This is a genomic window from Streptomyces sp. Root1310, from assembly GCF_001426425.1.
GTDB lineage: Bacteria > Actinomycetota > Actinomycetes > Streptomycetales > Streptomycetaceae > Streptomyces.
In genome coordinates, this window is sequence record NZ_LMEQ01000001.1 from 1,524,920 (window position 1) to 1,548,965 (window position 24,046).

A 24,046-nucleotide genomic window follows, 5' to 3' on the forward strand; every position below is an offset into this window, starting at 1 on the left:
GGGTCCAGACATACCCGAACCACCTGCTCCGAATCCCCCGTATACGCTCATCACGCCGTCACCCCCCGCTCCTCCAGAGCCAGCTTCATCGACCGCAGGGCATAGAAGACCCGTGAGCGCACGGTGCCGCTGGGTATCCCCAGCGTCTCGGCCGCCTCGTTGACGGTACGCCCCTTGAAGTACGTCTCGACGAGCACCTCCCGGTGGGCCGGGGTCAGGTCGTCGAGCGCGTCGGACAGCGTCATCAGCCACAGCGCCTTGTCGATCTCGTCCTCCGCAGGAATGACCTCCAGCGGCGACGGGTCGACCTCCTGCGGCCGGGCCTGCCGGCTGCGGTGGCCGTCGATGACGATGCGGCGTGCGACCGTCACCAGCCAGGGGCGTACAGATCCGGTCGCACGATTGAGCTGACCGGCGTTCTTCCAGGCACGGATGAGCGTCTCCTGCACGACGTCCTCGGCGCGCTGCCGGTCTCCGGCAACCAGGCGCAGGACATACGCAAGCAGGGGTCCGGCATGCTCCCGATACAGAGCACGCATCAGCTCCTCGTCAGGTTCCGAGGGCTGGGACATGCGATGTCGGGCCCTCGATCCACGTTCATTGGCCACGGCCGCATCCTTGCGCACGCCCACCTCCGGTGTCCGGGGGTTCCCCCAGTCGGTCGCTCGACGACGGGTACGCAAGCGGGGTGTTGAGCGTTCAAACCGAGGAGACACTTTTCTTCGGGGTGTCATGACGAGCGGGGACATGGCGGCACATTCCCACCGCTTTTTCTTTACGTTTTCGCCACATCGACAAGATCGCGCCGACTGCCCGGCTCACGGCTCAGGTAAACGGTGTGTAATCGAAATCACTTCGACAACCGGTCGGCGACGCCTCTACGAAAGCCGCATACCCGGCACGGGAGTTACGTCCGTGAGGCGAGCGCCGCCCGCCGACGGTGCCGCGCGACGCGCTCCCGGTTCCCGCAGACCTCGCTGGAACACCAACGGCGCCGGCGTCCCCGGGACATGTCGACATAGACGATGGGGCAGTTGTCCCCCGCGCACTGCCGCAGCCCCGCCCTGGCGACGGGATCGGTGAGCAGCTCCACCGCGTCCCGGGCCACGGCGGCCAGCAGCGCGACGCACGCCGGCGGGCCGGCCAACTCGCGGACGAGCCCACCGTCTTCTGCGCGCACGGCACGCGGGGCCGGGGGCACGGCCCGGGCTGCGTCGTTGACGCGGGCCAGGGCGAGGTCGTACGAACCGGCGTCGTGCCGGTTGAGCCACCCGTGCACCAACTGTCCGGTGTTGCGACGCAGTTCCCGGAAGGCGGGCGGCCAGGAGGCGTCGGCGTGGGTGAGCGGGGTGTCCGGCGGGACGAGTCCGGAGCCGCGGATCCACGCGCACAACGGCGCCACGGCGTCGAGCCGTTCGAGGGGATGCGCGGTCGCGAGCAGGTCGAGACAGATCCGCCCGGCGTCGAACCGGAGCTCGTCCATGCGCGTGTCACCGCCTGCCGAGAGGGACTGCTCAAGGAATCCGTCCCCTCACAGTGCCAGCGCAGGGTGCCAATAACCAGCCCGCCGGAGGTCTCCCCTCCGGGGGAGACCGGGGACGAGGGCAGTTCAGGCCGAAGCGGGACGACGGAGGCGCAGCCCCCGGGGCGGGACGACGGGGCGGCCGCCCTCAGGGCGCAAGGACGGGGCCTCCGCCCTCAGGACGGGGACGGGTCGGGACAGGTCGGGTCAGGAGAGGTCGGGTCAGGAGAGGTCGGAGCCGGGCGGGTTGAGCCGGGGCGACGGGGGCCGCCGCCCTCAGGACGGGACGACGGGGGCCAGTCCTCAGGACGGGACGGGTCAGGACAGGGCGGAGCCGGGCGGGTTGAGCCGGGCCGCCGGGGCCTCCGCCCTCAGGACGGGACGGGACCGGTCGGGTCGGGTCGGGACCGGTCGGGTCGGGTCGGGTCGGGACTGGACCGGTCGGGACGGGACGACGGGGGCGGAAGCCCCTACTCGTCGGCGTACTTCGCGTCCGCGGCCGGGTCCAGCGCCAGCCGGTACCCCCGCTTCACCACCGTCTGGATCAACTTGGGCGCCCCGAGGGCCGTCCGCAGCCGGGCCATCGCGGTCTCGACGGCGTGCTCGTCCCGCCCGGCGCCGGGCAACGCCCGCAGCAGATCGGAACGCGGCACGACCCACCCCGGCCGCCGGGACAGCGCCCGCAGCAACGACATTCCCGCCGGCGGCACCGGCTTCAAGGACCCGTCCACCAGCACCGCGTGACCCCGGATCTCCACCCGGTACCCGGCGATGGGCAGCGCCCGGGCCCGCGACGGCAGCTCCTGGCACAGCAGCTGCACGAGCGGCCCGAGCCGGAACCGCTCCGGCTGGACGGTGTCCACGCCGTGCCCCTGGAGCGGCAGCGCGGTGACCGGACCGACGCAGGCGGGCAGCACATCGTGGGCGAGGGCGGAGAGCAGCTCGGGCAGCAGGCCGCGTTCCTCCGCGCGCGACAGCAGGGACGCGGCGGCGGGCGCGCTGGTGAAGGTGATCGCGTCCAGTCCGCGTGAGACGGCAGCGTCCAGGAGCCGGTCGAGCGGCGAGACGTCCTCCGGCGGCATCCACCGGTAGACGGGCACCCCCACGACCTCCGCGCCCGCGGCCCGCAGCGACTCCACGAAACCGGGCAGCGGCTCACCGTGCAGCTGGACGGCGACCCGGCGGCCGTCGACGCCCTCCTCCAGGAGCCGGTCGAGCACCTCGGCCATGGACTCGCTGGACGGCGACCAGTCCTCCGTCAGCCCGGCGGCCCGCACGGCGCCCTTCACCTTGGGGCCGCGGGCCAGCAGTTCGACGCCGCCCAGCTTGTCGAGCAGCTGCTCGCCCAGCCCCCAGCCGTCGGCGGCCTCGATCCAGCCGCGGAAGCCGATGGCCGTGGTGGCGACCACGACGTCCGGCACCTGGTCGATGAGCTCCTTCGTGGCGGCGAGCAGCTCACCGTCGTCGGCGAGCGGCACGATCCGCAGGGCGGGAGCGTGCAGGACCGCGGCCCCCCGGCGCTGAAGCAGCGCGCTGAGCTCCTCGGCCCGGCGCGCGGCCGTCACGCCCACGGTGAAGCCCGCGAGGGGCCCGTGTTCGACGGCGCCCAGAGGGCCGGCATCGGATCGCTGCTGTTGCTCGTACATCACTCTCGTCCCGCTCGAGTCCCGTTTGACCTACATGCCGACGAGCCTGTCAACGGTGCGTGACAGGCTCGGTTCGGCCACGTGTCGCCGGTGTTACGTCACACCTCGGCGTAGCTGAGCTGCTGCTTCGCCTCGGAAGCGGTGCTTCCTGCCGTGATCCTTCCGGACGGACGGCGAAGGTATACGGCCCAGGTGACCCCGAAGCACGCCGCGTAGAAGGCGAGGAAGGCGACGAACGCGCCGGTTCCGGAGCCGTAGGACAGGAAGGACTGCCGGAAGGCCAGGTTGATCGCGACACCGCCGAGCGCGCCGACCGCGCCGATCAGTCCCATGGACGCACCGGACAGACGCCGGCCGTAGGCGGCCGCCTCCTCGCCCTCCAGCCCGTTGGCCACGGCCTTCGCCTGGAAGATGCCGGGGATCATCTTGTACGTCGACCCGTTGCCGAGGCCGCTGAGCACGAACAGCACCACGAAGACGGAGACGAAGAGCGGCAGCGACTTCTGCATGCTGGCGAAGACCAGGACGGCGGTGGCGGCGGCCATGCCGACGTAGTTGTACAGGGTGATGCGGGCACCGCCGTAGCGGTCGGCGAGCCAGCCGCCCACGGGACGGATGAGGGAGCCGAGCAGCGGGCCGATGAAGGTGAGGTAGGCCGCCTGGAGGGGCGTGCGGCCGAACTGGTTCGTCAGGACCTGCCCGAAGGCGAAGCTGTAGCCGATGAACGACCCGAAGGTGCCGACGTAGAGGAAGGACATGATCCAGGTGTGCACGTCCTTCGCCGAGTCGATCGCGGCGCCCGTGTCGTTCTTCACGGAGGACAGGTTGTCCATGTACAGCGCGGCGAGGGTGGCGGCGACGACGATGAGCGGGATGTAGATCCCCAGCAGCACGCGCGGCCCGCCGCTGGCGCCGATGACGGCGAGGGCGATCAGCTGGATCACCGGCACGCCGATGTTGCCGCCGCCCGCGTTGAGCCCGAGCGCCCACCCCTTCTTACGGAGCGGGAAGAAGGCGTTGATGTTGGTCATGGAGGAGGCGAAGTTGCCGCCGCCGATGCCCGCGAGCAGGCCGACCAGCAGGAACGTGTTGAACGAGGTCCCCGGGTCCATCACCGTGAACGCGGCGATGGTGGGGATCAGCAGCAGCCCCGCCGAGATGATCGTCCAGTTCCGGCCGCCGAAGACCGCGACGGCGAAGGTGTAGGGCACCCGCACGACCGCCCCGACCAGCGTCACCATCGACGTCAGCAGGAACTTGTCGGCCGGGGTGAGGCCGTACTCCGGGCCCATGAAGAGCACCAGCACGGACCACATCGTCCAGATCGAGAACCCGATGTGCTCGGAGAGGACGGAGAAGAGGAGGTTGCGACGGGCGATCTTCTCGCCCTTCTCGTTCCAGAAGGCCTCGTTCTCCGGGTCCCACTCCTCGATCCAGCGGCTCCCCTTCTTCGTGGGGGGCGGGGATGCGGGGGCTGTACTCGGGGCTGTCATGACGCCTCCACGGTGCTCCGGGGCTGGGGTGGTTCGGGGGGATGAGCGGTGATGAGTCCCGAAGGTAGGGAGGGCGCGTTTCCACGCTGTGGCTGTGGGTGACCGGAAAGGAACGTTGCTCTCACCTTGCCCGGAGGGCCGGTGAGAGGTTTTGGGGAGGGCTCGACACTGAGGCGCCTGCCCGGTGGTGCCGGGAGGCCGGGGGCCGGGAGGGGCACCGGGGCGGTTGCGGGGCCGGGCACCACCGCGGACGAGCCCGGGGCGGACGAGCCCGCGTCCGAGCGCACGGGCCGCGGGGCGAGCCTGCGGGCCGGCGCCGGGCGTACGGGACGGGACCGGGGCGTACGGGACTGTCCGTACGCGTACGCGAAGCGCCCCCACCCCGGCCGAACCGGGGGTGGGGGCGCATCCGTCGAGGCCCGCGGGGCCCTTCAGTGGCAGGCGAACTCCTTGTTGGCGGTGCTCCCGCTCAGCGTGCAGGTCTGACCGCGGACCGCGCCGGCCGGGTCGTGGGCCGTGAGGTCCCAGGTCCCGGCGTTGCGGCTCAGGACCGCGTACCCGAAGACCCCTCCCTGGGTGAGGGAGTGATGCACGGGCTGCGGCGGGGTGCCGACCGCTTTCCCGATGACGCCCGCGTCGTTCGGCCCCTGCTCCAGCGGGGCTCCACCGGAGAAACCCACCGTCACCTGCGGTGGCCGCGCGGTGTCGAAATCGATCATCTGGTAGAGGTGCGCATGGCCCGAGAGCACCATGCGGATGTTGTCCGCCAGCCGCCCCAGGGTCGTACCGGCGACGGCCCTGTCGAGGACGGGGGTGAACGTCTCCAGCGGGGGGCCGGCCGATCTGACCATCCACAAGGGCTTGTGGGTGAAGACGAAGTAGTCGTGGCCGGATTGCTGCGCCGCGGCCTGGTTCACGGACTCGAACTGCCGGGTGTAGATCGCCTGCTGCGCGAGGTTTCCGCTGTCGGCCGGGTCGGCGAACGAGGAGTCCACATCGAGAAGGTGCAGGACACCTGCCCTGATCTCCACCGGATCGGGGTAGAAGGAGCACGATCCGTTGGCTCGGAGTTCGTCGGCGAGGTAGCGGAACCACGCGGCCCCGGCGCCGCCCGTCGCGGGTGGGGTGCGGCAGTCCTCGTGGTTGCCCCGCGTCAACGCGACCGGCGCCACCGCCAGCAGACTCTCCGCCGGCCTGAAGAAGTCGGCGACCACACAGGCCCAGGTGAATCTGTCCGCCGAGGTCGTGCAGCCCGGATTCGCCGCCTTGTCGCCCGCCTGAGCCGGGTCGTCACGGTAGAGGTAGTCGCCGACATGGATCACGAGATCCGGCTGCGTCACCGTGGCCGCGCTGCTCGCGATCCGCGGGAACGGCCAGCCGGTCTGGTGGTCGGCGCAGTCCTGATTGGGGCCCGCCGTGGTGACGCGGCACCCCGAGTCGCCCATGACCGCGATGGTGCCGGGACGGGTGTTCGCGGTCCAGTTCGGCAGGGGAAGCTCACGGTTCGCGGGGTGCAGCACGGCCGCGGCGATCGTCGTCTGCGCGAGCACCGCGTTGTAGGCCCCGAGCGGCACGAGCAACTCGCACACCGTGGTGGGGAACTGCGGCGGCGCGGGACGGCTCAGCAGCCGCATCCGGTAGGCGGTCCGCACGATGCCCAGGGTGTACCGCACGGAGGGGCACGTGCCGGAGGTGTCGGTGGTCACATAGCGGACCTGGGCACCCCGGCTGGTCAGCTGGGTCCATGCCCATGCCTCGCCGTTGGGGTTGCCGGTCCCTGGCGGCGGAGCGGTCGGCCCCGGTGGCTTCGGGCCTTCGCCGTAGGGCGGGGTCCCCGGCGAGGGGGAGGACCCCGGCGGCTTCGGCCCTCCGCCGTCGGACACGGGCCCCGCCAGGGCCGTACCGACCGAGAGCGCCGCCGCCAGCACCCCCGTCATGGCCAGAACGATTGTCCGGCGCATTCTGCTCACGTTCCTCCATCCGAAACCCTGGCTCCGAACCCATCAGATCGACGGGCATACCGGGTCATACTCACCAGGGCTTCCGATGGACGCACCCCGAACCGGGCGAACGGCGTACCGCGGCGCACAGGCGCCTGCGGACGCGCGCACGGAGGCCGGTTCGGGGCCGAAGGTGCCGTTCAGGACCGGTGTGCTCCGGCGCCGCTCCGTCCGTCCGGCCACAGGCGTGGCCTGCGGCGGGCCGCCAGATCCTCCACCCAGCCGAAGCAGATCACGCAGGCCGCGGTGAGCAGCCAGATGGCCGGCAGCTGCGGCCACGGGCTCACCAGGACCCAGGAGGAGTTCGCCTCCAGCCAGGAGATGCCCCACAACCGGTCCCACAGGGCCTCCACGACCCCGATGCAGACGTTGTGCCACAGGTAGATCGTCACGGCACGGGAGTTGAGCAGGGTGATCAGCCGGTCCCAGCGGCGCAGGCCGGCCGGCCACTCGGACCAGGACGGGCTGAGGTGCAGGAGCAGCAGCACCGCCGCGAAGGACCACAGGGACTGGGCGAAGGGCATGTCGTCCAGGTCGTGGCCCTCCTTGAGGTCGTGGGCCAGGGCGTACCAGAGGCCGATTCCCGCCACCGCGGGCGCCAGGGACGGCACCACGTAACGCGGCAGGCGACGCAGCACGCCCTCCTGGTGCGCCATGCCCAGCAGCCAGCACGCGCCGAACGCGCCGAAGTCGCTGAGCTGCGCCTCCAGCCGCCAGCCCGGCACCGACAGCGCGCCGAACTCCAGGACGGCGGACAGCGCGACGGGCGCGAGGATCGTCGGCCAGGGCAGCCGGCGCAGGGCACGCAGCAGGAACGGGGAGAGCAGCACGAACCAGAGGTAGGCGCGGAGGTACCAGAGGGGTACGCCCAGGTCGGCGGCCCAGCCGTCGCTGATCAGCCCGTGCACACCGGGCAGGCTCTCGGCGTACGGCGGGTCGCTCAGCGGCAGGATCCAGTAGCCGAGGTGGAGCCACCACCAGCCGGGATGCCCCTCCTCGTCCGGGCCCCAGCCCGCCACCAGCATGCCCGTCACACCGACCGCGCCCAGCAGCCACAGCGGCGGCAGCAGCCTGCGCAGCCGGCCACGTACGACCCCGAGCGCGGGGCGGCCGGCCAGGGAGCGGGCCATGAGGTTGCCGGCGAGCGCGAACATCACGCCCATGGAGGGGAACACGACGGGCAGCCAGGCCCAGCCCATCAGGTGGTAGAAGACGACCCGGAAGAGGGCGATGGCCCGGAGCAGGTCGAAGTAGCGGTCCCGGCCACCGCCCTTCTTCGCGGCACCCTTCTCGGCGCCCTGCTGCTCGGCGCCCTGCTGCTCGGAAAAGTGCTGCCCGGAACCCTGCTGCCCTGACTCTTGCTGCTCCGGCACGGTGGTCCCGGCCGACGGGTGGGGCAGTTCGGGCAACTCGGCCGTGGTGTCCGTGGAGTGGGTGCTCATCAGGCCGCTCCTCCGTCCGCGGTCGCCGCCGCCACGCCGGGCGGGGCCGCCACCTGGCCCTTGCGGCGGAGTTTCTGCCAGCGCAGCCGGCCGCCGGTGAGGGCGGTGATCCAGGACTGGAGCAGGACGATGTACATCAGCTGGCGGTAGAGGAGTTGCTGGAGCGGGAGGGAGATGAGGGGGGTGAGCCGCTCGCGGTCCAGGGCGAAGGCGTACGCCGCGCAGCCCGCCTGGACGGCGAGGACGCCGAACCAGGCCGCGATCGTCTTGCCGGTCGGGCCGAAGAGCAGGCCGTAGACGAGGAACAGGTCGATGAGCGGGGCGAGAAGCGGGGCGACCACCATGAAGAGGGAGACGAGCGGGAGGCCGACGCGGCCGAAGCGGCCCGAGGGTCCGCTCTCGACGATGGCCCGGCGGTGCTTCCAGATCGCCTGCATGGTGCCGTAGCACCAGCGGTACCGCTGCGACCACAGCTGCTGGACGGACTCGGGCGCCTCGGTCCAGGCGCGGGCCTTCTCCGCGTAGACGACGTGCCATCCGTCCCGGTGGATGGCCATGGTGATGTCGGTGTCCTCGGCGAGGGTGTCGTCGCTCATGCCGCCGACCCGGTCGAGCGCGCTGCGCCGGAACGCCCCGACGGCCCCCGGAATGGTGGGCATGCAGCGCAGGACGTCGTACATCCGGCGGTCGAGGTTGAAGCCCATCACGTACTCGATGTGCTGCCAGGCCCCGATCAGCGTGTCCTTGTTGCCGACCTTGGCGTTGCCGGCGACCGCGCCGACCTTGGGATCGGCGAAGGGCTGGACGAGTTCACGCACCGTGGAGGGCTCGAAGACGGTGTCGCCGTCCATCATCACGATGAGGTCGTGCCGGGCGTTGGCGATGCCCCGGTTGAGGGCGGCGGGCTTGCCCGCGTTGAGCTGCCGGACGACGCGGACGCCGGGCAGGTGCAGATCCTCGACGATCCGGGCGGTGCCGTCGCTGGAGCCGTCGTCGATGACGACGATCTCGATCGGGTGCTCGCTCTTCATCAGCGACCGCACCGTGCTCTCGATGCACTTGGCCTCGTTGTAGGCCGGGACGAGCACCGACGCCGGTTCGGTGACGGGCGCGTCGGGCCCCCAGACGAAGCCCTTGCGGCGGGTACGGCGGGTGTGGATCGCGGAGAGCAGGAGCATCAGCCCGAAGCGGGCGAAGACCAGGACGCCGATGACGGCGAGGCCGACGACCAGGACGGCGGTGATGTCGTCCGAGGCCTCGACCAGGAAGACCCAGGCCTTGCCCTTCCACAGGTCGAGCCCGGTGACCGGGGTGTGCGCGCTCGGGGCGTCCAGGGCCTCGGTGAGGTTCTCGAACGTGTAGCCCTCACCCTGGAGTTCGGGGAGGTAGGCGTCGAGGGCCCGGACCGTCTGGTGGCGGTCGCCGCCGGAGTCGTGCATGAGGACGATCGCGCCCTTGCCGCCGTGCGGCGTGGAGTTGCGGATGATGTCCCGGATCCCGGGCCTGCGCCAGTCCTCACTGTCGGCGGTGGTGAAGACCGTGAGGTAGCCCCGGGTGCCGACGAACTGCGTGACGGGCCAGGAGGCGTTGTCGAGGGCGTCCGTACTGGAGGAGTAGGGCGGCCGGAAGAGCGAGGTGCGGATCCCCGCGGCGCCCGCCAGGGCCAGCTGGTTCTGGGTGAGCTCCCAGTCGATGCGCTTCTCCGACTGATAGGAGAGGTCGGGGTGGTTGAAGGTGTGCAGCCCGATCTCGTGCCCCTCGTCCACCATCCGCCGGACCAGGTCCGGGTAGCGGGAGGCCATGGTGCCGGTGATGAAGAAGACGGCGTGCGCGTGGTGCTTCTTCAGGACGTCGAGGACCTCGGGAGTCCACTTCGGGTCGGGCCCGTCGTCGAAGGTGAGCACGATCCGGTGGTCCGGCACGCCCAGGCTGGTCTGCTGCCCGTTCCGGGTGTCGACGACCGGGCCGCCGTCGAGCACCTTCTGCGGCACCTTGTCGGCGGCGGCCTCGGGGCGGATGCGGTAGTCGGCGAGGATCTCGCTGTGCACGTAGCCGCGGAGCATCAGCATCGCCATCATCGCCAGGAGCACGACGAGCGGCAGCAGATGCCGCAGCCGGAGCGACACCAGACGCCGGCGTTCGGGTGACGGCGGCGCGGCGGACCCGGAGCCGCCGACCGCGTGCCCCGGGGCGCGTCCCCGGCCCTGCCTCGGGCCGGACCGCCGGCCGGAGGACCGGCGCCCGCTGCCGCGTGTTCCGCCGGCCGACTCACCTCCTGACGCGTCCCCCGTCGACGATGAAGCGGACGCGGCGTGGCCGCCGGACGAGTGCGCGGGCTGCCCGACAGCTGACCGTCGGGTCGAGCGGCGGCTGGTACGTGGTGCCATGAGAGGTGGTTCTCCGGAGACGAGATCGGGCGAGGTACGGGCCGCGAGCTGAAGCGGCGAGGAGCGAGCATCAAGACATCGCTGACAGGTTCGGACTGCAGGTGCCGGGCCCCGTCACGCCGGGGCCGTCAGATCGGAACGGTGAGGCCCGAACGGTGAGGCGGGCTCAGTGAGGCCGGGTCGGTGAGGCCGGGTCCGTCGGGCCGGGGCGTCAGGTCGGGGCCGCTAGGCCTGGGTTGACAGGTCTGGGTTGCGACCGAAGCCCCGGCCCCCGAAGGCCGAAACCCCGATTCCCGGCCCGGAGGGCCAAGCGCCGGTCCCAGCCCCTGGGGGCCAAAGCTCCAGCCCCGGCCCAGACAGCCGAAACCCCGGCCCCGGCCCGGAGGCCAACGCCCCACCCCGACCCGGAGGGCCAAACTCCGGCCCGCCCCGGCCCGGAGGGCCAAACTCCGGCCCACCCCGGCCCGGAGGGCCAAAATCCGGCCCGCCCCGGTCCGGATGCCCCCGGCGCGGCCGCGGCGCCCGGTGGCGATGTGGTGTGCGGCGGCCACCGCTGCGAAGCCGGGGCACGGCCGCGGGGTCACCGCGCGCCGAGGCCGGTGGCGTCCGTGAGGCCGGGCGGCCGGCGACACGCACGGGTGCCGTTCAGGCTGCCGGGGTCGATGCCGCCGGGACCGGTTCCGGCGGTCCGTCGGCGACCGTGGTGGAGGCTCCTCCGGCCGGGGACGGCGAGGAGGGGGCCGAAGGAGAGGCGGCGGGTGAGGACGCCGGCGGCGGTGTGGAGGGCGTCGGTGCGACCACCGGGCTGCTCGGGCCGGGCGCCGAGGAGGCGGCGGCCGTGGGGCCGGTGCTGGGGCGGGTGGTCCCGCTCGCCGAGGGCCGGGCCGCAGTGGACACCCTGCCGGAGGGAGCCGCGCTCCCCGACGCACCCGGCCCCGTGCTCGCGCCCGGCTTGCCCAGTACCCCGCCGGACGCGGTGCCGGTCACACCCGAGCCCCCCGGAACCGTGCCGCCGGGAGCCCCGGGGCGCGGGCTCGCGGAGCTGTCGGGCTCCGACGTGCTGTCCACCTTGCCGGCCGCCGGCTTCTCGTCGGCCTGGCCGGGCACGGGGACCGGCAGCCAGGGCGCGCCCGCGTTGCCCGAGAGCAGCGCGGCCACGATGACGACGGCGTACGCCCCGCAGGCGATGCCCACGACGATGCCGATGCGGCGGAACGTACGGCTGCGCCGGCCCGACTCGTCGACGAACACCGGGACGTCTGAGGCGGCGTCGGAACCGTCGGGCCGCCCCTTCTTCAGGGAGTCGAGCTGGACGGTCACCTCGGCCGGGTCGCTCTCCTCTCCGTCCACGCCGCCGCCGGGCTCCTCTCCCCAGGGGTCCCGGAGATCGCTGGACCGTTCGTTTTCGGAAAGTCCGTTCGAGGTACTCGAGGGGTTGGAGGCCGACAGGAGACCGCTTTCCCGCGGTACATCCATCAGCGACCGGTATCTGCCGCTTTCCCCCGCCATGGACGTCAGGGATTGCCCCCCGATCCCGGTCGGGCTCGGGGATCCCGGCGCCAAGACCGGCGCATCCCGGGTCGACGATGCCGCCGCCGGCCACTCCGGTTGGGCGTCTTCTCGCCAATTCTTCATGTGCGTACTTCCCCCCACGGAACTGTTCCGGGTGCGCCGACGACCCTGAGCGCACGCCGATGAACCGGGCCCCCACCCAGCTCTCGCGCCCCATTTATCCCATTGCGCTCAGGTCTACGAATCTAGCGCAGGCTTGGGCCCTGTGTTCGCGATGTGTCATACATGGACAGAATTCACGCCCTTGTCCATGGCCGAAAGTCGCCCCTGGTCAAGTCCCGGCGGTCGTACTCGATCACCGCGATCGCGAAAGTGAACCCTCGATGCCCATCCCGGATCGAGGCGGTCAGCCTCTTTCACCACACAAGCGACATACAGGGACAAAAGATCGGCACCGAGCGGGCGGCGGGGAGCCACTCCCGGCATGGCCGGAAAGTTCACCGGCGCCAACACCGGATTGCCCGTTTTCCCCACCCGCCCCATTGACGTGACCACAGCAGCCACATAACTTCCCCCGTCGAAGCGCTTCGACGTCACCCATCGAATCGATTCGATGGACGCACCGTGACGCCCTCAGACCCATCCGACTCCCCTGGAGGCACAGGATGTTGACGGCACGAAGGCGTGTGATGGCACGACGGGGGACGGCGAGCGCGGCGGCGGTCCTCGCCGGCTCACTGCTCCTGGCCTCCTGCGGCGGCTCGGACGGCGGCGGCACCTCCGACGCCAAGACCCTGCGGCTGTGGCACTACGAGGCCCCGAACAGCGCGATGGGCGCGGCCTGGACAGCGGCGGTCAAGGAGTTCGAGGCCCAGCACCCGGGCGTGAAGGTGGAGTTCGAGGAGAAGAGCTTCGAGCAGATCCAGAAGACCGCCCCGATGGTCCTCAACTCCTCCGACGCGCCCGACCTCATGGAGTACAACAAGGGCAACGCGACGGCGGGCCTGCTCTCCAGGCAGGGGCTCCTGACCGACCTGTCCGCCGAGGTGACGAAGCGCGGCTGGGACAAGCCGCTCAGCGCGGGCGTGCGCACCACCGGCCGGTACGACACGAACGGCGTGATGGGCTCCGGCAAGTGGTACGGCGTGCCCAACTACGCCGAGTTCACGATGGTCTACTTCAACAAGGACCTGTTCGCGAAGTACCGGCTCACCGAGCCGAAGACGTTCGACGACCTGGTCGCGGCGATGGACACCTTCGCCGAGCACAAGATCACGCCGCTCGCCAACTCCGGCGCCGAGTACCCGGCCCAGCAGTACGTCTACCAGCTGGCCCTGTCCAGGGCGGACCGCTCCTGGGTCGACTCCTACCAGCTGTACCGGGGGAAGACCGACTTCCACGACGCCGCCTGGACGTACGCGGCCGACACCTTCGCCGACTGGGTGCGGAAGGGCTACATCGCCAAGAGCTCCACCAGCGCCAAGGCCGAGGACGCGGGCGTCTCCTTCCTCCAGGGCAAGGCGCCGATCCTGTTCTCCGGCAGCTGGTGGTACGGCCGCTTCCAGGACGAGGCGACCTTCGACTGGGGCACCACCCTGTGGCCCGGCTCGAACCTCACCCCGGGCTCCGGCGGCAACCTCTGGGTCGTCCCCAAGAGCGCCCACAACAAGGAGCTCGCCTACGACTTCATCGACATCACCATGTCGAAGAAGATCCAGAACCTGCTCGGCAACAAGGGCGGCGTCCCGGTCGCGGCGGACGCCGCCGCCATCACCGACCCGAGGTCCAAGGAGCTCATCGCCCAGTTCAACACCCTGTCCGGCCGCGACGGCCTGGCCTTCTACCCGGACTGGCCGGTCCCCGGCTTCTACGACGTCCTCGTCTCCGAGACCCAGAAGCTGATCACCGGCAGCGAGAAACCCGACGGCTATCTGGACGCGTTGCAGGAGGCGTACGACAAGGGCGTACCGAAGACATGACGGTGACCGCCGAACGCGGCGGGCGGGTGACCGGCGCGCAGGACAGGGCCGTTCACCCGCGCCGTGCCCGCGATACCTACGCGCTGTTCCTGCTCCCGGGCGCCCTCGCCTTCCTCGTTGTCGTCATCGTGCCGTTCCTGATGAACACCGGGGTGAGCCTCACCGACTGGCAGGGCGTGGGCAGCCCCGAGTGGTCCGGACTCGCCAACTACCGCGAGCTGCTGGACGACGCGGAGTTCTGGGAGAGCTTCCGGCACAGCCTCTTCATGGTCGTCGCGATGGCGGTGCTCCCCACGACCGTCGGACTGGTCCTGGCCGCCGCCCTGTTCGACTACGTCGGCAAGCACTTCGGCAGCCGGACGGCGGCCGTCCTGCGGGCCTGCTTCTACCTCCCGCAGGTGCTGCCGGTCGCGGTCGCCGGCATCGTCTGGAGCTGGATCCTCGCGCCCGACGACGGCACGCTCAACGAGCTGCTCCGGGCCGCCGGTCTCGGCTCCTGGCGGCAGGACTGGCTCGGCGACCCCGATCTCGCGCTGTACAGCGTGATGGGCGTGATGGTGTGGGTGCAGCTCGGCTTCCCGCTGGTCGTCTTCATGGCGGGACTGGAACGCGTCGATCCGCAGCTGTACGAGGCGGCCGAGCTGGACGGCGCCGGCTGGTGGCGTCGCTTCCTGCACATCACGCTGCCGCAGATCCGCCCGGAGATCTACGTCGTCCTGACCTGGTGCACGATCGCCGCGCTGAAGGTGTTCGGCGCGGTGTACGTCCTGACGAAGGGCGGTCCCGGCGGCGCGACGAGCGTCCCCTCCTACTTCTCCTTCGCCACGTTCTTCGAGAAGACGCAGGTCGGCTACGGCGCCGCGATCTCCACCGTGCTCACCGTGATCATCCTCGCCCTCTCCCTGGTGGGCCTGCGGCTGCAGACCCGGGCGGAGGACGCGGAGGAAGGACTCCGGACATGAAGGCCGTACGAGCCCTGCGCCGCTGTCCGGTCCTCCTGGCCCTCTGCCTGGCCGCCCTCTTCATGATCGTCCCGTTTCTGGTCGTCGCCGTGAACGCGGTCAAGTCCCCGGCGGAATACGCGCGAAACGGCCCGTTGAGCCTGCCCGACGGCCTGTATCTGGAGGGTCTGAAGGATTTCTGGCAGCGCGTCGACTACAGCCGCAAGCTGCTGAACTCGGTCCTGATCAGCGGCTCGGTGGCGGTGGGGGCGGTGGCTCTGTCGGTGCTGAACGCGTACGCGATCGGCATCGGGCGGATCAGGGGCCGCACCTGGGTCCTGGCCTTCTTCGTCCTGGCGAACATGCTGCCGCAGGAGGCACTGGTCTACCCCGTGTACTACCTGAGCAAGCAGGCCGGTCTGTACGACACCCGGCTGAGCGTGATCATCGTCTTCACGGTGATCCAGGCGGCCTTCGGCACCTACCTGCTCTCCTCCGTGCTGAGCCGGTTCCCGCGCGAGATCATCGACGCGGCCCGGATCGACGGCGCCGGCAAGTGGCAGGTGCTGTGGCGGATCGTCGTCCCCGTCAGCCGGCCCACCCTCGGTGTGCTGCTGGTCTTCTTCTTCGTCTGGACCTGGAACGAGTTCCTGCTCCCGCTGGTCATGCTGATCTCCAACGACAACCAGACCGTGTCGGTGGCCCTCGGTGTCCTCCAGGGGCAGCGCCTGATGGACGCCACGATGACCAACGCGGCCGCCCTCCTCGGCGTACTCCCGGCCCTCGTCTTCTTCCTCGTCTTCCAGCGGACCCTCACCCGCGGCATCGCCGTGGGCGCCGTGAAGTAGTGAGGACCGAGCAGTAAGGACCCCCCACCCATGAAGTTCACCGACGGTTACTGGCTGCTGCGCGAGGGCGTCACGGCCGCCCACCCGGCCGAGGTCCTCGACGTCGCCGAGTCGGACGGCGTCCTGGAGATCCACGCGCCGGCCCGGCCCATCCGCGGCCGCGGCGACCTGATGACGGGACCGGTCATGACGATCACCGCCCACACCCCGATGCCCGACGTCGTCGGCCTCACCCTCACCCACCTCACGGGCGAGCGGCCCCGCGAGCCCGCCTTCAGCCTCACCGAGGCGGAGCGCGCCCCCCAGCTCTCCTGCGACGACGCGTACGCGACCCTGACCTCCGGCGCGCTCTCCGTGAAGGTCGCCCGTTCCGGCCCCTGGCACGTGGAGTTCCTCGCCCACGGCCGCACCCTCACCTCCAGCGGCCCCAAGGGCATGGGCATCATGCGGGACGCGGCCACCGGCGGCCACTACCTGCGCGAACAGCTCGACCTGGGAGTGGGGACCTGCGTCTACGGCCTCGGCGAACGCTTCGGCCCGCTGGTCAGGAACGGCCAGGTCGTCGACATCTGGAACGCCGACGGCGGCACGGCGACCGAACAGGCCTACAAGAACGTGCCGTTCTATCTCACGGACGCGGGCTACGGCGTCTTCGTCGACCACCCCGGCAAGGTGTCCTTCGAGGTCGGCTCGGAAGCGGTGTCGAGGGTCCAGTTCAGCGCCGAGACACAGGAGCTGACGTACTACGTCATCCACGGCCCCACACCGAAGGACATCCTCCGCAGGTACACCGCGCTCACCGGCCGCCCCGCCCTCCCGCCCGCCTGGTCGTTCGGCCTGTGGCTGTCGACGTCGTTCACCACCTCCTACGACGAGAAGACGGTGTCCTCCTTCATCGAGGGCATGCGGGAGCGTGAACTCCCGCTCTCCGTCTTCCACTTCGACTGCTTCTGGATGCGGGAGTTCCACTGGTGCGACTTCCGCTGGGACCCCCGGGTGTTCCCCGACCCGGAGGGCATGCTGGCCCGGCTGAAGGCGAAGGGTCTGCACGTCAGCGTGTGGATCAACCCGTACATCGCCCAGCGGTCGCCGCTCTTCGCGGAGGGCCGGGAGCTCGGTCATCTGCTGCGGCGGCCGGACGGGAGCGTCTGGCAGTGGGACCTGTGGCAGCCCGGCATGGCCCTCGTGGACTTCACCAGCCCCGCCGCCCGCGACTGGTACGCGGCCAAGCTGGAGGAGCTGCTCGAGCAGGGCGTCGACTGCTTCAAGACCGACTTCGGCGAGCGCGTCCCGGTCGACGTGACCTGGTCCGACGGCTCGGACCCGGAGCGGATGCACAACTACTACACGTACCTCTACAACCGCACCGTCTTCGACGTGCTGCGCAAGCACCGGGGCGAGGGGGAGGCGGTCGTCTTCGCGCGGTCGGCGACCACCGGCAGCCAGCAGTTCCCGGTGCACTGGGGCGGTGACTGCGAGGCGACGTACGAGTCGATGGCGGAGTCACTGCGCGGCGGGCTGTCCCTGGGCCTGTCCGGGTTCGGTTTCTGGAGCCACGACATCGGCGGCTTCGAGGGCACACCGACACCGGCGCTGTTCAAGCGCTGGCTGGCCTTCGGCCTGCTGTCCTCGCACAGCAGACTGCACGGCAGCTCCTCGTACCGGGTGCCCTGGCTGTTCGACGAGGAGTCGGTGGACGTGGCCCGGCACTTCACCCGGCTGAAGCTGCGGCTCATGCCCTACCTGTACGAGGCCGCCCGCGTCGCCCACGAGGAGGGCACGCCGATGATGCGGGCGATGGTGCTGGAGTTCCCGGCGGATCCCGGCTGCGCGCACCTGGAACGGCAGTACATGCTCGGCCCGGACCTGCTGGTCGCGCCGGTGTTCAGCGACGCGGGCGACGTGACGTACTACGTCCCCGAGGGCACCTGGACCCACTACCTCACCGGGCGGACGGTGACCGGACCGCGCTGGGTGCGCGAGCGTCACGGGTTCCTCGGCCTGCCGCTGCTGGTGCGGCCGGGCGCGGTGGTCCCGGTGGGCGCCCACGCCGACCGGCCGGACTACCCGCACGCCGACGGGGTCACCCTGCGCGCCTACGGCCTGGAGCACGGCGCCCAGGTGACGGTACGGGTCGGGGACGTGACCTTCACCGTCGTACGGGAGGGGGACACCCTGCGGGCGTCCGCGAGCCACCCCTCGGCACCGTGGGCGCTGGCGGCCGGGGACCGGCTCGCGCGGGCGGCGACGGGCACCGGGTTCCTGACCCTGGAGACCCCGGACGACGGGGAGCCGGCCTGATGGTGAAGATCACCGATGTGGCACGGCACGCCGGGGTCTCCCCCAGCACGGTGTCGTACGCGCTGAGCGGCAAGCGCCCGATCTCCGAGGAGACCCGGCGGCGGGTCGAGGAGGCCGCCCGCGCGCTGGGCTACCGCCCGCACGCCGGCGCCCGGGCGCTGGCCAGCAGCCGCTCGAACGTGCTGGCGCTCGTGGTACCGCTGCGGGCCGGCATCCATGTACCGGTCGTCATGCAGTTCGCGGTGTCGGTGGTGACGGCGGCCCGGCGGCACGACCACGACGTGCTGCTGCTGACCCAGGAGGAGGGCGAGGAGGGGCTGCGCAGGGTCGCGGACACGGCCCTGGTCGACGCGCTGATCCTGATGGACGTCCAGCTCCACGACCCCCGGCTGCCGTTGCTGCGTTCCCTGGACCGGCCGTCCGTGATGATCGGTTTCCCGCTCGAGGCGGACGGGCTGACCTGCATCGACCTCGACTTCCGGGCTGCGGGCGAGCGGTGCGTGGAGCATCTGGCGCAGCTCGGTCACCGGGTGGTCGCTCTGGTCGGGTCGCCGCCGGAGGTGTACGTGCGCGGGACGGCCTTCGCCCAGCGCGTGGTGCAGGGCTTCACCGCGGCCGCCGACCGGGCGGGGCTCGCCTGTGCCGTCCACCCCTGCGAGGCGACCCCGGCCGCGGCCCGCCGGGTGGCGGAGCGGCTGCTGCGCGAGCAGCCCGCGCTGACGGGAGTGGTGGTCCACAACGAGGCGGTCCTGGAGCCCCTGATCGACGCGTTCGAGCAGTTGGGGCTGCAGGTCCCCGGCGACCTGTCGGTCACGGCGATCTGCCCGGACGAGCTCGCCGAGGGGCTGCGGGTGCCGGTCACCTCCATCGCGCTGCCGTCGGCGGAGGTGGGTGAGCGGGCGGTGGGCCTGCTGATGCGCAAGCTCGACGGCGAGACCGTACCCGAGGCGACCCTGCTGCCGCCGGCGATGACCCGGCGGGCGAGTACGGCGCCCCGGACGGTCAGTCCACGCTGACCGGGTTGCCGAGGCGGGTCCCCAGGAGCGCACAGGACACGCCCTGGACGCCTTCGTAGCCCACGGTCCGGCCGGGGGCGAGTTCCCGGGCGAGGCGTTCGGCCAGCGTCTCGCCCTCCTCGTGCAGGCGCAAAAACGCAACGTCCCAGCGGAAGTCGTCGCGGTCGGCCAGCCAGGTGTTCATGGCGGCGTCGATGCCGGTCGCCCAGGCGGACAGGTCGGCGACGAGGGCGGCGGACAGGCCGAGGGCGGCCGCGGGGTCGTCCGGGGCGAAGTCGTCGTAGGAGCCCCTGCGGAGCGGGTGCGCGTGGTACTCGCCCAGGAGCGTGATGTGCGGCGGCTCGTCCACCGGGCCTCCCTCTCTTCGTACGACGTGCGACGACAAGAACCCCGCCGCTCGGGAGCGACGGGGTTCTTGTTCACATGGGATGAGTGGAGATGGCGGGAATCGAACCCGCGTCCAACGGTGCAGAATCAGGGCTTCTCCGTGTGCAGTTCGCTGTGATTTTCTCGGCCCCGGTGATCACGCGAACAAGTCGCCGACGGGCCCAGTCACTGTTTGATTTCCCATCCGACCCCGTGACCGGGCCAGATGGTTTAGTTCCCTAGATTATGCCAGGATCCGGGCCGGGAACACTCCCGGGCTGACACCCTTTAGGGTCCTACATCACTGCTTATTAGGCAGCGAGGGCGTAGGACTGGGAATCGCTCTTGGTATTGGCGATTATTTTTTGCGACATATGGTTTACGAGATCATTGCCGCTTCCTCGACACGCTTCCCCTGCTTCAACAGTCGCTGTCGAAACCGATCATCCCCATGTTGATTTTTCAATCCCTCCGGAGAGGGCCCCTCCGGAGAGGGCTCGTGCCTGCTGTGAGGCACAGGTGCCATCGTACGTGACCAACGCACGACGGTGCCACTGTATTCCCGGCGACCCGGCGACCCGGCGTACGGCGACCGCGCGTGCGGCTGAGCGGCCGGCGGCTACGCGTGCCGCTGCCTGCGCTTCGCCGCCGCGATCACCCGGTCCGTCTCCCGGCGGTCCTGCTGCTCGCGCAGGGTCTGCCGCTTGTCGTACTCCTTCTTGCCGCGCGCCAGCGCGATCTCGGCCTTCGCCCGGCCGTCCTTGAAGTAGACGGCGAGGGCCACGATCGTGTGACCCGTCTCCTCGGACTTCACCGCCAGCTTGTCGATCTCCTCGCGGTGCAGGAGCAGCTTGCGCTTGCGGCGCGCGGAGTGGTTGGTCCAGCTGCCCTGGAAGTACTCGGGGATGTGCGCGGCGTGCAGCCACGCCTCGTTCCCCTCGATCTGGACGAAGGCGTCGGTCAGCGAGGCGCGCCCCTCGCGCAGCGACTTCACCTCGGTGCCCGTGAGGACGAGACCGGCCTCGTAGACGTCGATGATCGCGTAGTCGTGCCGGGCCTTCTTGTTCTGCGCGACGATCTTGCGCTTGCCGTCCTTGACCTTGCCGGACGCGGCCGCCCCACCCTGCTTCGGCTGGGACTCCTTCGGTACGTACATTCCCTTGCTCATAGTGCAGCCAGTTTCGCACCCGGAGGCCCGCTGAGGGAAAGCCGATTACGCGGCGGTCGCTCAGGGCACGTCCCCGAGGCCGCTCAGCACGGTCTCGGCCCGCTCCAGCGCCCCGTCGTCCGCCTCCAGGTCGGGGGTGATGCCCCGGCCGTCGACACCATGACCGGAGGGAGTGCGGTAGTGCCCGACGGTCAGTTCGGCGACGGAGCCGTCGGGCAGCCGGCTCGGCATCTGGACCGAGCCCTTGCCGAAGGTGCGGGAGCCCACGACGACCGCGCGGCCACGGTCCTGGAGGGCGCCGGTGAGCAGCTCGGCGGCGCTCATCGTGCCGCCGTCGACGAGGGCGACCAGGGGGCTGGTGGTGTCGCCGCCGCCCTCGGCGTGCAGGGCGCGCTGGTCGCCGTCGACGTCGTAGGTGGCGACCAGGCCGCCGTCGAGGAAGGCGGAGGCGGCGGAGACGGCCTCGGTGACCAGGCCGCCGGAGTTGCCGCGCAGATCGAGGACGATCCCGGCCCCGGCCGGGGTCCGGCGGACGGCGCTGCGCACGCTGTCACCGACGCCCTTGGTGAACGCGGCGACGGTGATGACGGTGGTGTCGTCGGAGAGGCGGTGGACGGTGACGGCGTCCGTGGACAGCAGCGCCCGGCGCAGGGTCTCGGTCCACGCGCGCGTGCCGCGCTCCAGGCCGAGACGGACGGAACTGCCGGCGGTCGCCCCCGAAGCGTCACCGCGCAGTAAGGAGACGACGTCGGTGACCGGGAGGCCTTCGACGGACCGTCCGTCCACGCTGCGCAGCCGGTCGCCGGCGCGGATCCCGGCGGCGGCCGCGGGCGACCCCGGCCGCACCTTGGTCACCTCGATCCGGCCGTCCCGGTCGCCCCGCGCCTCCAGGCCGACGCCGGTGTACCGGCCGTCGAGGGACGCCTCGAACTCCTCGTACTCGCCCTCGGAGTAGACGGCCGCCCAGCGGTCCCCGCTGCGGCTGACGGCGCGCTCGGCGGCCTCCATCGGGGACTTGCCGTCCGCGGCGGCCTCCTCTGCGGCCCGCGTCACGTCCTCGGAGTGGCCTGCGGGGGCCGGGGAGGGGGCGGCGCCCGAGGCGCTCCGGCCGCCCTCCGCGGGGTCGCCCGGCAGGGATCCGGTGGCGGCGCCGGCGACGAGCACGCTCGCGAACATCAATGTCAGGGCGGCCCCGCGGCCGAAACGGCGGGGCTGACAGAACAGGTCACGGCCTGACATGGCGGTGAGTCTAGGGGAACGCGAAGGGCCGTACGGTCGGTTGACCGTACGGCCCGCGGGGCGTGCGTCACACCTTCAGGTACTTGCGCAGCGCGAAGAACGCGGCCAGCGCGGGCATCAGCAGGCTCGTGGCCAGGATGAGCGGAAGCTTCGTCAGAACGGCGTCCCAGCCGATGAAGTTGATCAGGTTCAGCTTCTCGGACAGGGCCAGGCCGTTGTCGATGATGAAGTACCGGGCGATCACCAGGAACCCGCAGGCGACCGTGCCGCCGATCAGCCCGGCGACCGCCGCCTCGGCGATGAACGGTGCCTGGATGTAGAAACCGGAGGCGCCGACGAGCCGCATGATCCCCGTCTCACGCCGTCGGCTGAAGGCCGAGACGCGCACCGTGTTGACGATCAGCATCAGCGCCACGACGAGCATCAGCGCCATGACCGCACGCGCCGCCCAGTTCATGCCGTTGAGCAGCCCGAAGAGGTTGTCCAGGATGCCCTTCTGGTCCTGCACGGACTGCACGCCGTCGCGCCCGTCGAAGGCGGTCGCGATGACCTGGTACTTCTCCGGGTCCTTCAGCTTGATGCGGTACGACTCCTGCATCTGGTCCGGCGTGAGGGAGCTGGCCAGCGGGGAGTCGCCGAACTGCTCCTTGTAGTGCTTGTACGCGTCGTCCTGCGACTCGTACGTGACCTTCTCGACGACCCCCATCTTGTCGAGGTCGGACTTGATCTGCTTCTTCTGGTCCGCGGTGACCGCGCCCTTGGCGCAGTTCGGGTCGGACTCGGCGTCGCTCTTGTTGCAGAGGAACACCGAGACGTTGACCTTGTCGTACCAGTAGCCCTTCATCGTGCTGACCTGGTCGCTCATGAGGAGCGACCCGCCGAAGAGCGCCAGGGACAGGGCGACGGAGACGACGACGGCGAAGGTCATCGTCAGGTTGCGGCGGAGACCGACACCGATCTCCGACAGTACGAACTGGGCGCGCATGGAGAGTTGTTCAGGCCTTTCCGGGGACGTCCGCGAGGGCGGGGGCGATGGCGGGGGCGGTCAGTGCTGGTAGCCGTAGACGCCGCGCGCCTGGTCGCGGACGAGGCGGCCCTGCTCCAGCTCGATGACGCGCTTGCGCATCTGGTCCACGATGTTCTGGTCGTGCGTGGCCATCAGCACGGTCGTGCCCGTCCGGTTGATCCGGTCGAGCAGCTTCATGATGCCGACGGAGGTCTGCGGGTCGAGGTTGCCGGTGGGCTCGTCCGCGATCAGCAGCTTGGGCCGGTTCACGAAGGCGCGCGCGATGGCGACACGCTGCTGTTCACCGCCGGACAGCTCACCGGGCATCCGGTCCTCCTTGCCGCCGAGCCCGACGAGGTCGAGCACCTGCGGCACGGACTTGCGGATCTCGCCCTTCGACTTCCCGATGACCTCCTGCGCGAAGGCGACGTTCTCCGCCACCGTCTTGTTCGGCAGCAGCCGGAAGTCCTGGAAGACCGTCCCCAGCTGGCGGCGCATCTGCGGCACCTTCCAGTTGGAGAGGCGCGCGAGGTCCTTGCCCAGGACGTGCACCTGACCGTGGCTGGTCCGCTCCTCGCGGAGGACCAGCCGCAGGAAGGTGGACTTGCCGGAGCCGGAGGATCCCACGAGGAAGACGAACTCGCCCTTCTCCACCTCGAGGGAGACATCCCTGAGTGCGGGGCGGGTCTGCTTGGGGTAGACCTTGGAGACGTTGTCGAATCGGATCACGGGTGCACCACGGGTCGCCGGGGGTAGATGAGCGTGACCATACGCGAACCGGGGAGGGCGGCGCAGGCGTCGCGAGGGGTTGAGTGGGGCTTGTGCGCTTTTGTACGGGACTTTGTACGCCCCCCGCTCTTCGGGTGGGCCGCGCGGCCCCCGGAGGAACCTGGCACAGTGGAGGGGGAACGTTCCCGTTCCCCGAAGCGTTGTGTACGTGGAACCGGTGCAAGGAGGGCGAGCGCATGACGTACGACCGGCTGGTGTGCGCTAACTGCGCCGCGCCCGTGAGCGAGGGCCGGTGCCCGGTGTGCCGCGCGAACCGCGAGCGGCTGCAGCAACAGGACAACTTCTTCGCGGGGCTGAACCCGATGGCGCTCATCGCGCTGCTCGCGGTGCTGGTCGCGGCGCTGGCGCTGCTGGCCCACCAGACCGCGTAACCCCCGGCACGCACGGAAGG

The 24,046-nt window shown here is 70.8% G+C and carries 19 protein-coding genes and 1 other RNA gene; 6 read left to right on the top strand and 14 right to left on the bottom strand.

Features of this window, described 5'->3' with window-relative positions; genetic code table 11:
* Positions 1-50 precede the first annotated feature (50 nt).
* The 8 genes from ASD48_RS06675 to ASD48_RS06710 form a co-directional block, all read right to left on the bottom strand.
* Entirely contained in the window at positions 51-572 is a 522-nt protein-coding gene (locus ASD48_RS06675; protein ID WP_010039908.1) for a sigma-70 family RNA polymerase sigma factor, read from the bottom strand.
* 335 nt (positions 573-907) lie between these two features.
* On the bottom strand, positions 908-1,483 hold the full coding sequence (locus ASD48_RS06680) for an ABATE domain-containing protein (protein WP_057600447.1): 576 nt from the start codon (positions 1,481-1,483) through the stop codon (positions 908-910).
* A gap of 509 nt (positions 1,484-1,992) precedes the next feature.
* Positions 1,993-3,168, bottom strand: coding sequence for a uroporphyrinogen-III synthase (locus tag ASD48_RS06685; RefSeq protein ID WP_057600448.1), 1,176 nt, complete (start codon positions 3,166-3,168; stop codon positions 1,993-1,995).
* A 98-nt stretch (positions 3,169-3,266) separates the two neighbouring features.
* On the bottom strand, positions 3,267-4,661 hold the full coding sequence (locus ASD48_RS06690) for a nitrate/nitrite transporter (RefSeq protein WP_057600449.1): 1,395 nt from the start codon (positions 4,659-4,661) through the stop codon (positions 3,267-3,269).
* A gap of 431 nt (positions 4,662-5,092) precedes the next feature.
* Entirely contained in the window at positions 5,093-6,622 is a 1,530-nt protein-coding gene (locus tag ASD48_RS06695; RefSeq protein WP_242432519.1) for a metallophosphoesterase, read from the bottom strand.
* A 179-nt stretch (positions 6,623-6,801) separates the two neighbouring features.
* Positions 6,802-8,103: an acyltransferase gene (locus ASD48_RS06700; RefSeq protein WP_057600450.1), complete on the bottom strand. Its 1,302-nt coding sequence runs from the start codon at positions 8,101-8,103 to the stop codon at positions 6,802-6,804.
* Positions 8,103-10,181 carry a bifunctional polysaccharide deacetylase/glycosyltransferase family 2 protein gene (locus tag ASD48_RS06705; RefSeq protein WP_242432550.1) on the bottom strand — a complete coding sequence of 693 codons (2,079 nt, stop codon included), beginning with the start codon at positions 10,179-10,181 and terminating at the stop codon, positions 8,103-8,105. Before ASD48_RS06705 ends, ASD48_RS06700 begins: the two co-directional genes overlap by 1 nt.
* Before the next feature lie 954 nt (positions 10,182-11,135).
* Positions 11,136-11,840 (bottom strand): hypothetical protein, encoded by a 705-nt coding sequence (locus ASD48_RS06710; protein ID WP_057600451.1) that lies wholly within the window; start codon positions 11,838-11,840, stop codon positions 11,136-11,138.
* A gap of 827 nt (positions 11,841-12,667) precedes the next feature.
* Here ASD48_RS06710 and ASD48_RS06715 point away from each other — a divergent pair.
* The 5 genes from ASD48_RS06715 to ASD48_RS06735 are packed head-to-tail and all read left to right on the top strand — an operon-like array spanning position 12,668 to position 19,087.
* Entirely contained in the window at positions 12,668-13,981 is a 1,314-nt protein-coding gene (locus tag ASD48_RS06715) for an extracellular solute-binding protein (protein WP_057600452.1), read from the top strand.
* A complete protein-coding gene (locus ASD48_RS06720) occupies positions 13,978-14,943 on the top strand; it encodes a sugar ABC transporter permease (protein ID WP_057600453.1) in 966 nt (321 codons plus the stop codon). Before ASD48_RS06715 ends, ASD48_RS06720 begins: the two co-directional genes overlap by 4 nt.
* Complete coding sequence (locus ASD48_RS06725) at positions 14,940-15,770, top strand: carbohydrate ABC transporter permease (RefSeq protein WP_057600454.1); 831 nt, start codon at positions 14,940-14,942, stop codon at positions 15,768-15,770. Before ASD48_RS06720 ends, ASD48_RS06725 begins: the two co-directional genes overlap by 4 nt.
* A 30-nt stretch (positions 15,771-15,800) precedes the next feature.
* Positions 15,801-18,071, top strand: a complete 2,271-nt coding sequence (gene yicI / locus ASD48_RS06730; protein ID WP_057600455.1) for an alpha-xylosidase — start codon at positions 15,801-15,803, stop codon at positions 18,069-18,071.
* Positions 18,071-19,087, top strand: coding sequence for a LacI family DNA-binding transcriptional regulator (locus ASD48_RS06735; RefSeq protein ID WP_057600456.1), 1,017 nt, complete (start codon positions 18,071-18,073; stop codon positions 19,085-19,087). The genes yicI and ASD48_RS06735 overlap by 1 nt, the downstream gene beginning before the upstream one ends.
* On the opposite strand, the gene ASD48_RS06740 is transcribed toward ASD48_RS06735, so the two are convergent.
* The 6 genes from ASD48_RS06740 to ftsE form a co-directional block, all read right to left on the bottom strand.
* Entirely contained in the window at positions 19,074-19,436 is a 363-nt protein-coding gene (locus ASD48_RS06740) for a hypothetical protein (protein WP_057600457.1), read from the bottom strand. The genes ASD48_RS06735 and ASD48_RS06740 overlap by 14 nt on opposite strands.
* Positions 19,437-19,517: 81 nt before the next feature.
* Positions 19,518-19,904, bottom strand: a transfer-messenger RNA (tmRNA) gene (gene ssrA, locus ASD48_RS41280).
* A gap of 168 nt (positions 19,905-20,072) precedes the next feature.
* The gene (smpB, locus tag ASD48_RS06745; protein ID WP_037736523.1) at positions 20,073-20,621 is read right to left on the bottom strand and encodes an SsrA-binding protein SmpB; all 549 of its coding nucleotides are present in this window, start codon (positions 20,619-20,621) and stop codon (positions 20,073-20,075) included.
* A gap of 60 nt (positions 20,622-20,681) precedes the next feature.
* Complete coding sequence (locus tag ASD48_RS06750; protein ID WP_079073630.1) at positions 20,682-21,860, bottom strand: S41 family peptidase; 1,179 nt, start codon at positions 21,858-21,860, stop codon at positions 20,682-20,684.
* Between the two features lie 67 nt (positions 21,861-21,927).
* Positions 21,928-22,845: a permease-like cell division protein FtsX gene (ftsX, locus tag ASD48_RS06755; protein ID WP_020132391.1), complete on the bottom strand. Its 918-nt coding sequence runs from the start codon at positions 22,843-22,845 to the stop codon at positions 21,928-21,930.
* Between the two features lie 60 nt (positions 22,846-22,905).
* Positions 22,906-23,595: a cell division ATP-binding protein FtsE gene (gene ftsE, locus ASD48_RS06760; RefSeq protein WP_020132390.1), complete on the bottom strand. Its 690-nt coding sequence runs from the start codon at positions 23,593-23,595 to the stop codon at positions 22,906-22,908.
* A 236-nt stretch (positions 23,596-23,831) separates the two neighbouring features.
* On the opposite strand from ftsE, the gene ASD48_RS06765 reads away from it, so the two are divergent.
* Positions 23,832-24,026 (top strand): hypothetical protein, encoded by a 195-nt coding sequence (locus tag ASD48_RS06765; protein WP_020132389.1) that lies wholly within the window; start codon positions 23,832-23,834, stop codon positions 24,024-24,026.
* Positions 24,027-24,046 lie beyond the last annotated feature (20 nt).

Excerpts from the sequence above, each read along its gene's own strand:
- ASD48_RS06675 (WP_010039908.1), bottom strand. The coding sequence starts at position 572 with ATGTCCCAGCCCTCGGAACCTGACGAGGAGCTGATGCGTGCTCTGTAT.
- ASD48_RS06680 (WP_057600447.1), bottom strand. The coding sequence starts at position 1,483 with ATGGACGAGCTCCGGTTCGACGCCGGGCGGATCTGTCTCGACCTGCTC.
- ASD48_RS06685 (WP_057600448.1), bottom strand. The coding sequence starts at position 3,168 with ATGTACGAGCAACAGCAGCGATCCGATGCCGGCCCTCTGGGCGCCGTC.
- ASD48_RS06690 (WP_057600449.1), bottom strand. The coding sequence starts at position 4,661 with ATGACAGCCCCGAGTACAGCCCCCGCATCCCCGCCCCCCACGAAGAAG.
- ASD48_RS06695 (WP_242432519.1), bottom strand. The coding sequence starts at position 6,622 with ATGCGCCGGACAATCGTTCTGGCCATGACGGGGGTGCTGGCGGCGGCG.
- ASD48_RS06700 (WP_057600450.1), bottom strand. The coding sequence starts at position 8,103 with ATGAGCACCCACTCCACGGACACCACGGCCGAGTTGCCCGAACTGCCC.
- ASD48_RS06705 (WP_242432550.1), bottom strand. The coding sequence starts at position 10,181 with ATGATGGCGATGCTGATGCTCCGCGGCTACGTGCACAGCGAGATCCTC.
- ASD48_RS06715 (WP_057600452.1), top strand. The coding sequence starts at position 12,668 with ATGTTGACGGCACGAAGGCGTGTGATGGCACGACGGGGGACGGCGAGC.
- ASD48_RS06720 (WP_057600453.1), top strand. The coding sequence starts at position 13,978 with ATGACGGTGACCGCCGAACGCGGCGGGCGGGTGACCGGCGCGCAGGAC.
- ASD48_RS06725 (WP_057600454.1), top strand. The coding sequence starts at position 14,940 with ATGAAGGCCGTACGAGCCCTGCGCCGCTGTCCGGTCCTCCTGGCCCTC.
- yicI (WP_057600455.1), top strand. The coding sequence starts at position 15,801 with ATGAAGTTCACCGACGGTTACTGGCTGCTGCGCGAGGGCGTCACGGCC.
- ASD48_RS06735 (WP_057600456.1), top strand. The coding sequence starts at position 18,071 with ATGGTGAAGATCACCGATGTGGCACGGCACGCCGGGGTCTCCCCCAGC.
- smpB (WP_037736523.1), bottom strand. The coding sequence starts at position 20,621 with ATGAGCAAGGGAATGTACGTACCGAAGGAGTCCCAGCCGAAGCAGGGT.
- ASD48_RS06750 (WP_079073630.1), bottom strand. The coding sequence starts at position 21,860 with ATGTCAGGCCGTGACCTGTTCTGTCAGCCCCGCCGTTTCGGCCGCGGG.
- ftsX (WP_020132391.1), bottom strand. The coding sequence starts at position 22,845 with ATGCGCGCCCAGTTCGTACTGTCGGAGATCGGTGTCGGTCTCCGCCGC.
- ASD48_RS06765 (WP_020132389.1), top strand. The coding sequence starts at position 23,832 with ATGACGTACGACCGGCTGGTGTGCGCTAACTGCGCCGCGCCCGTGAGC.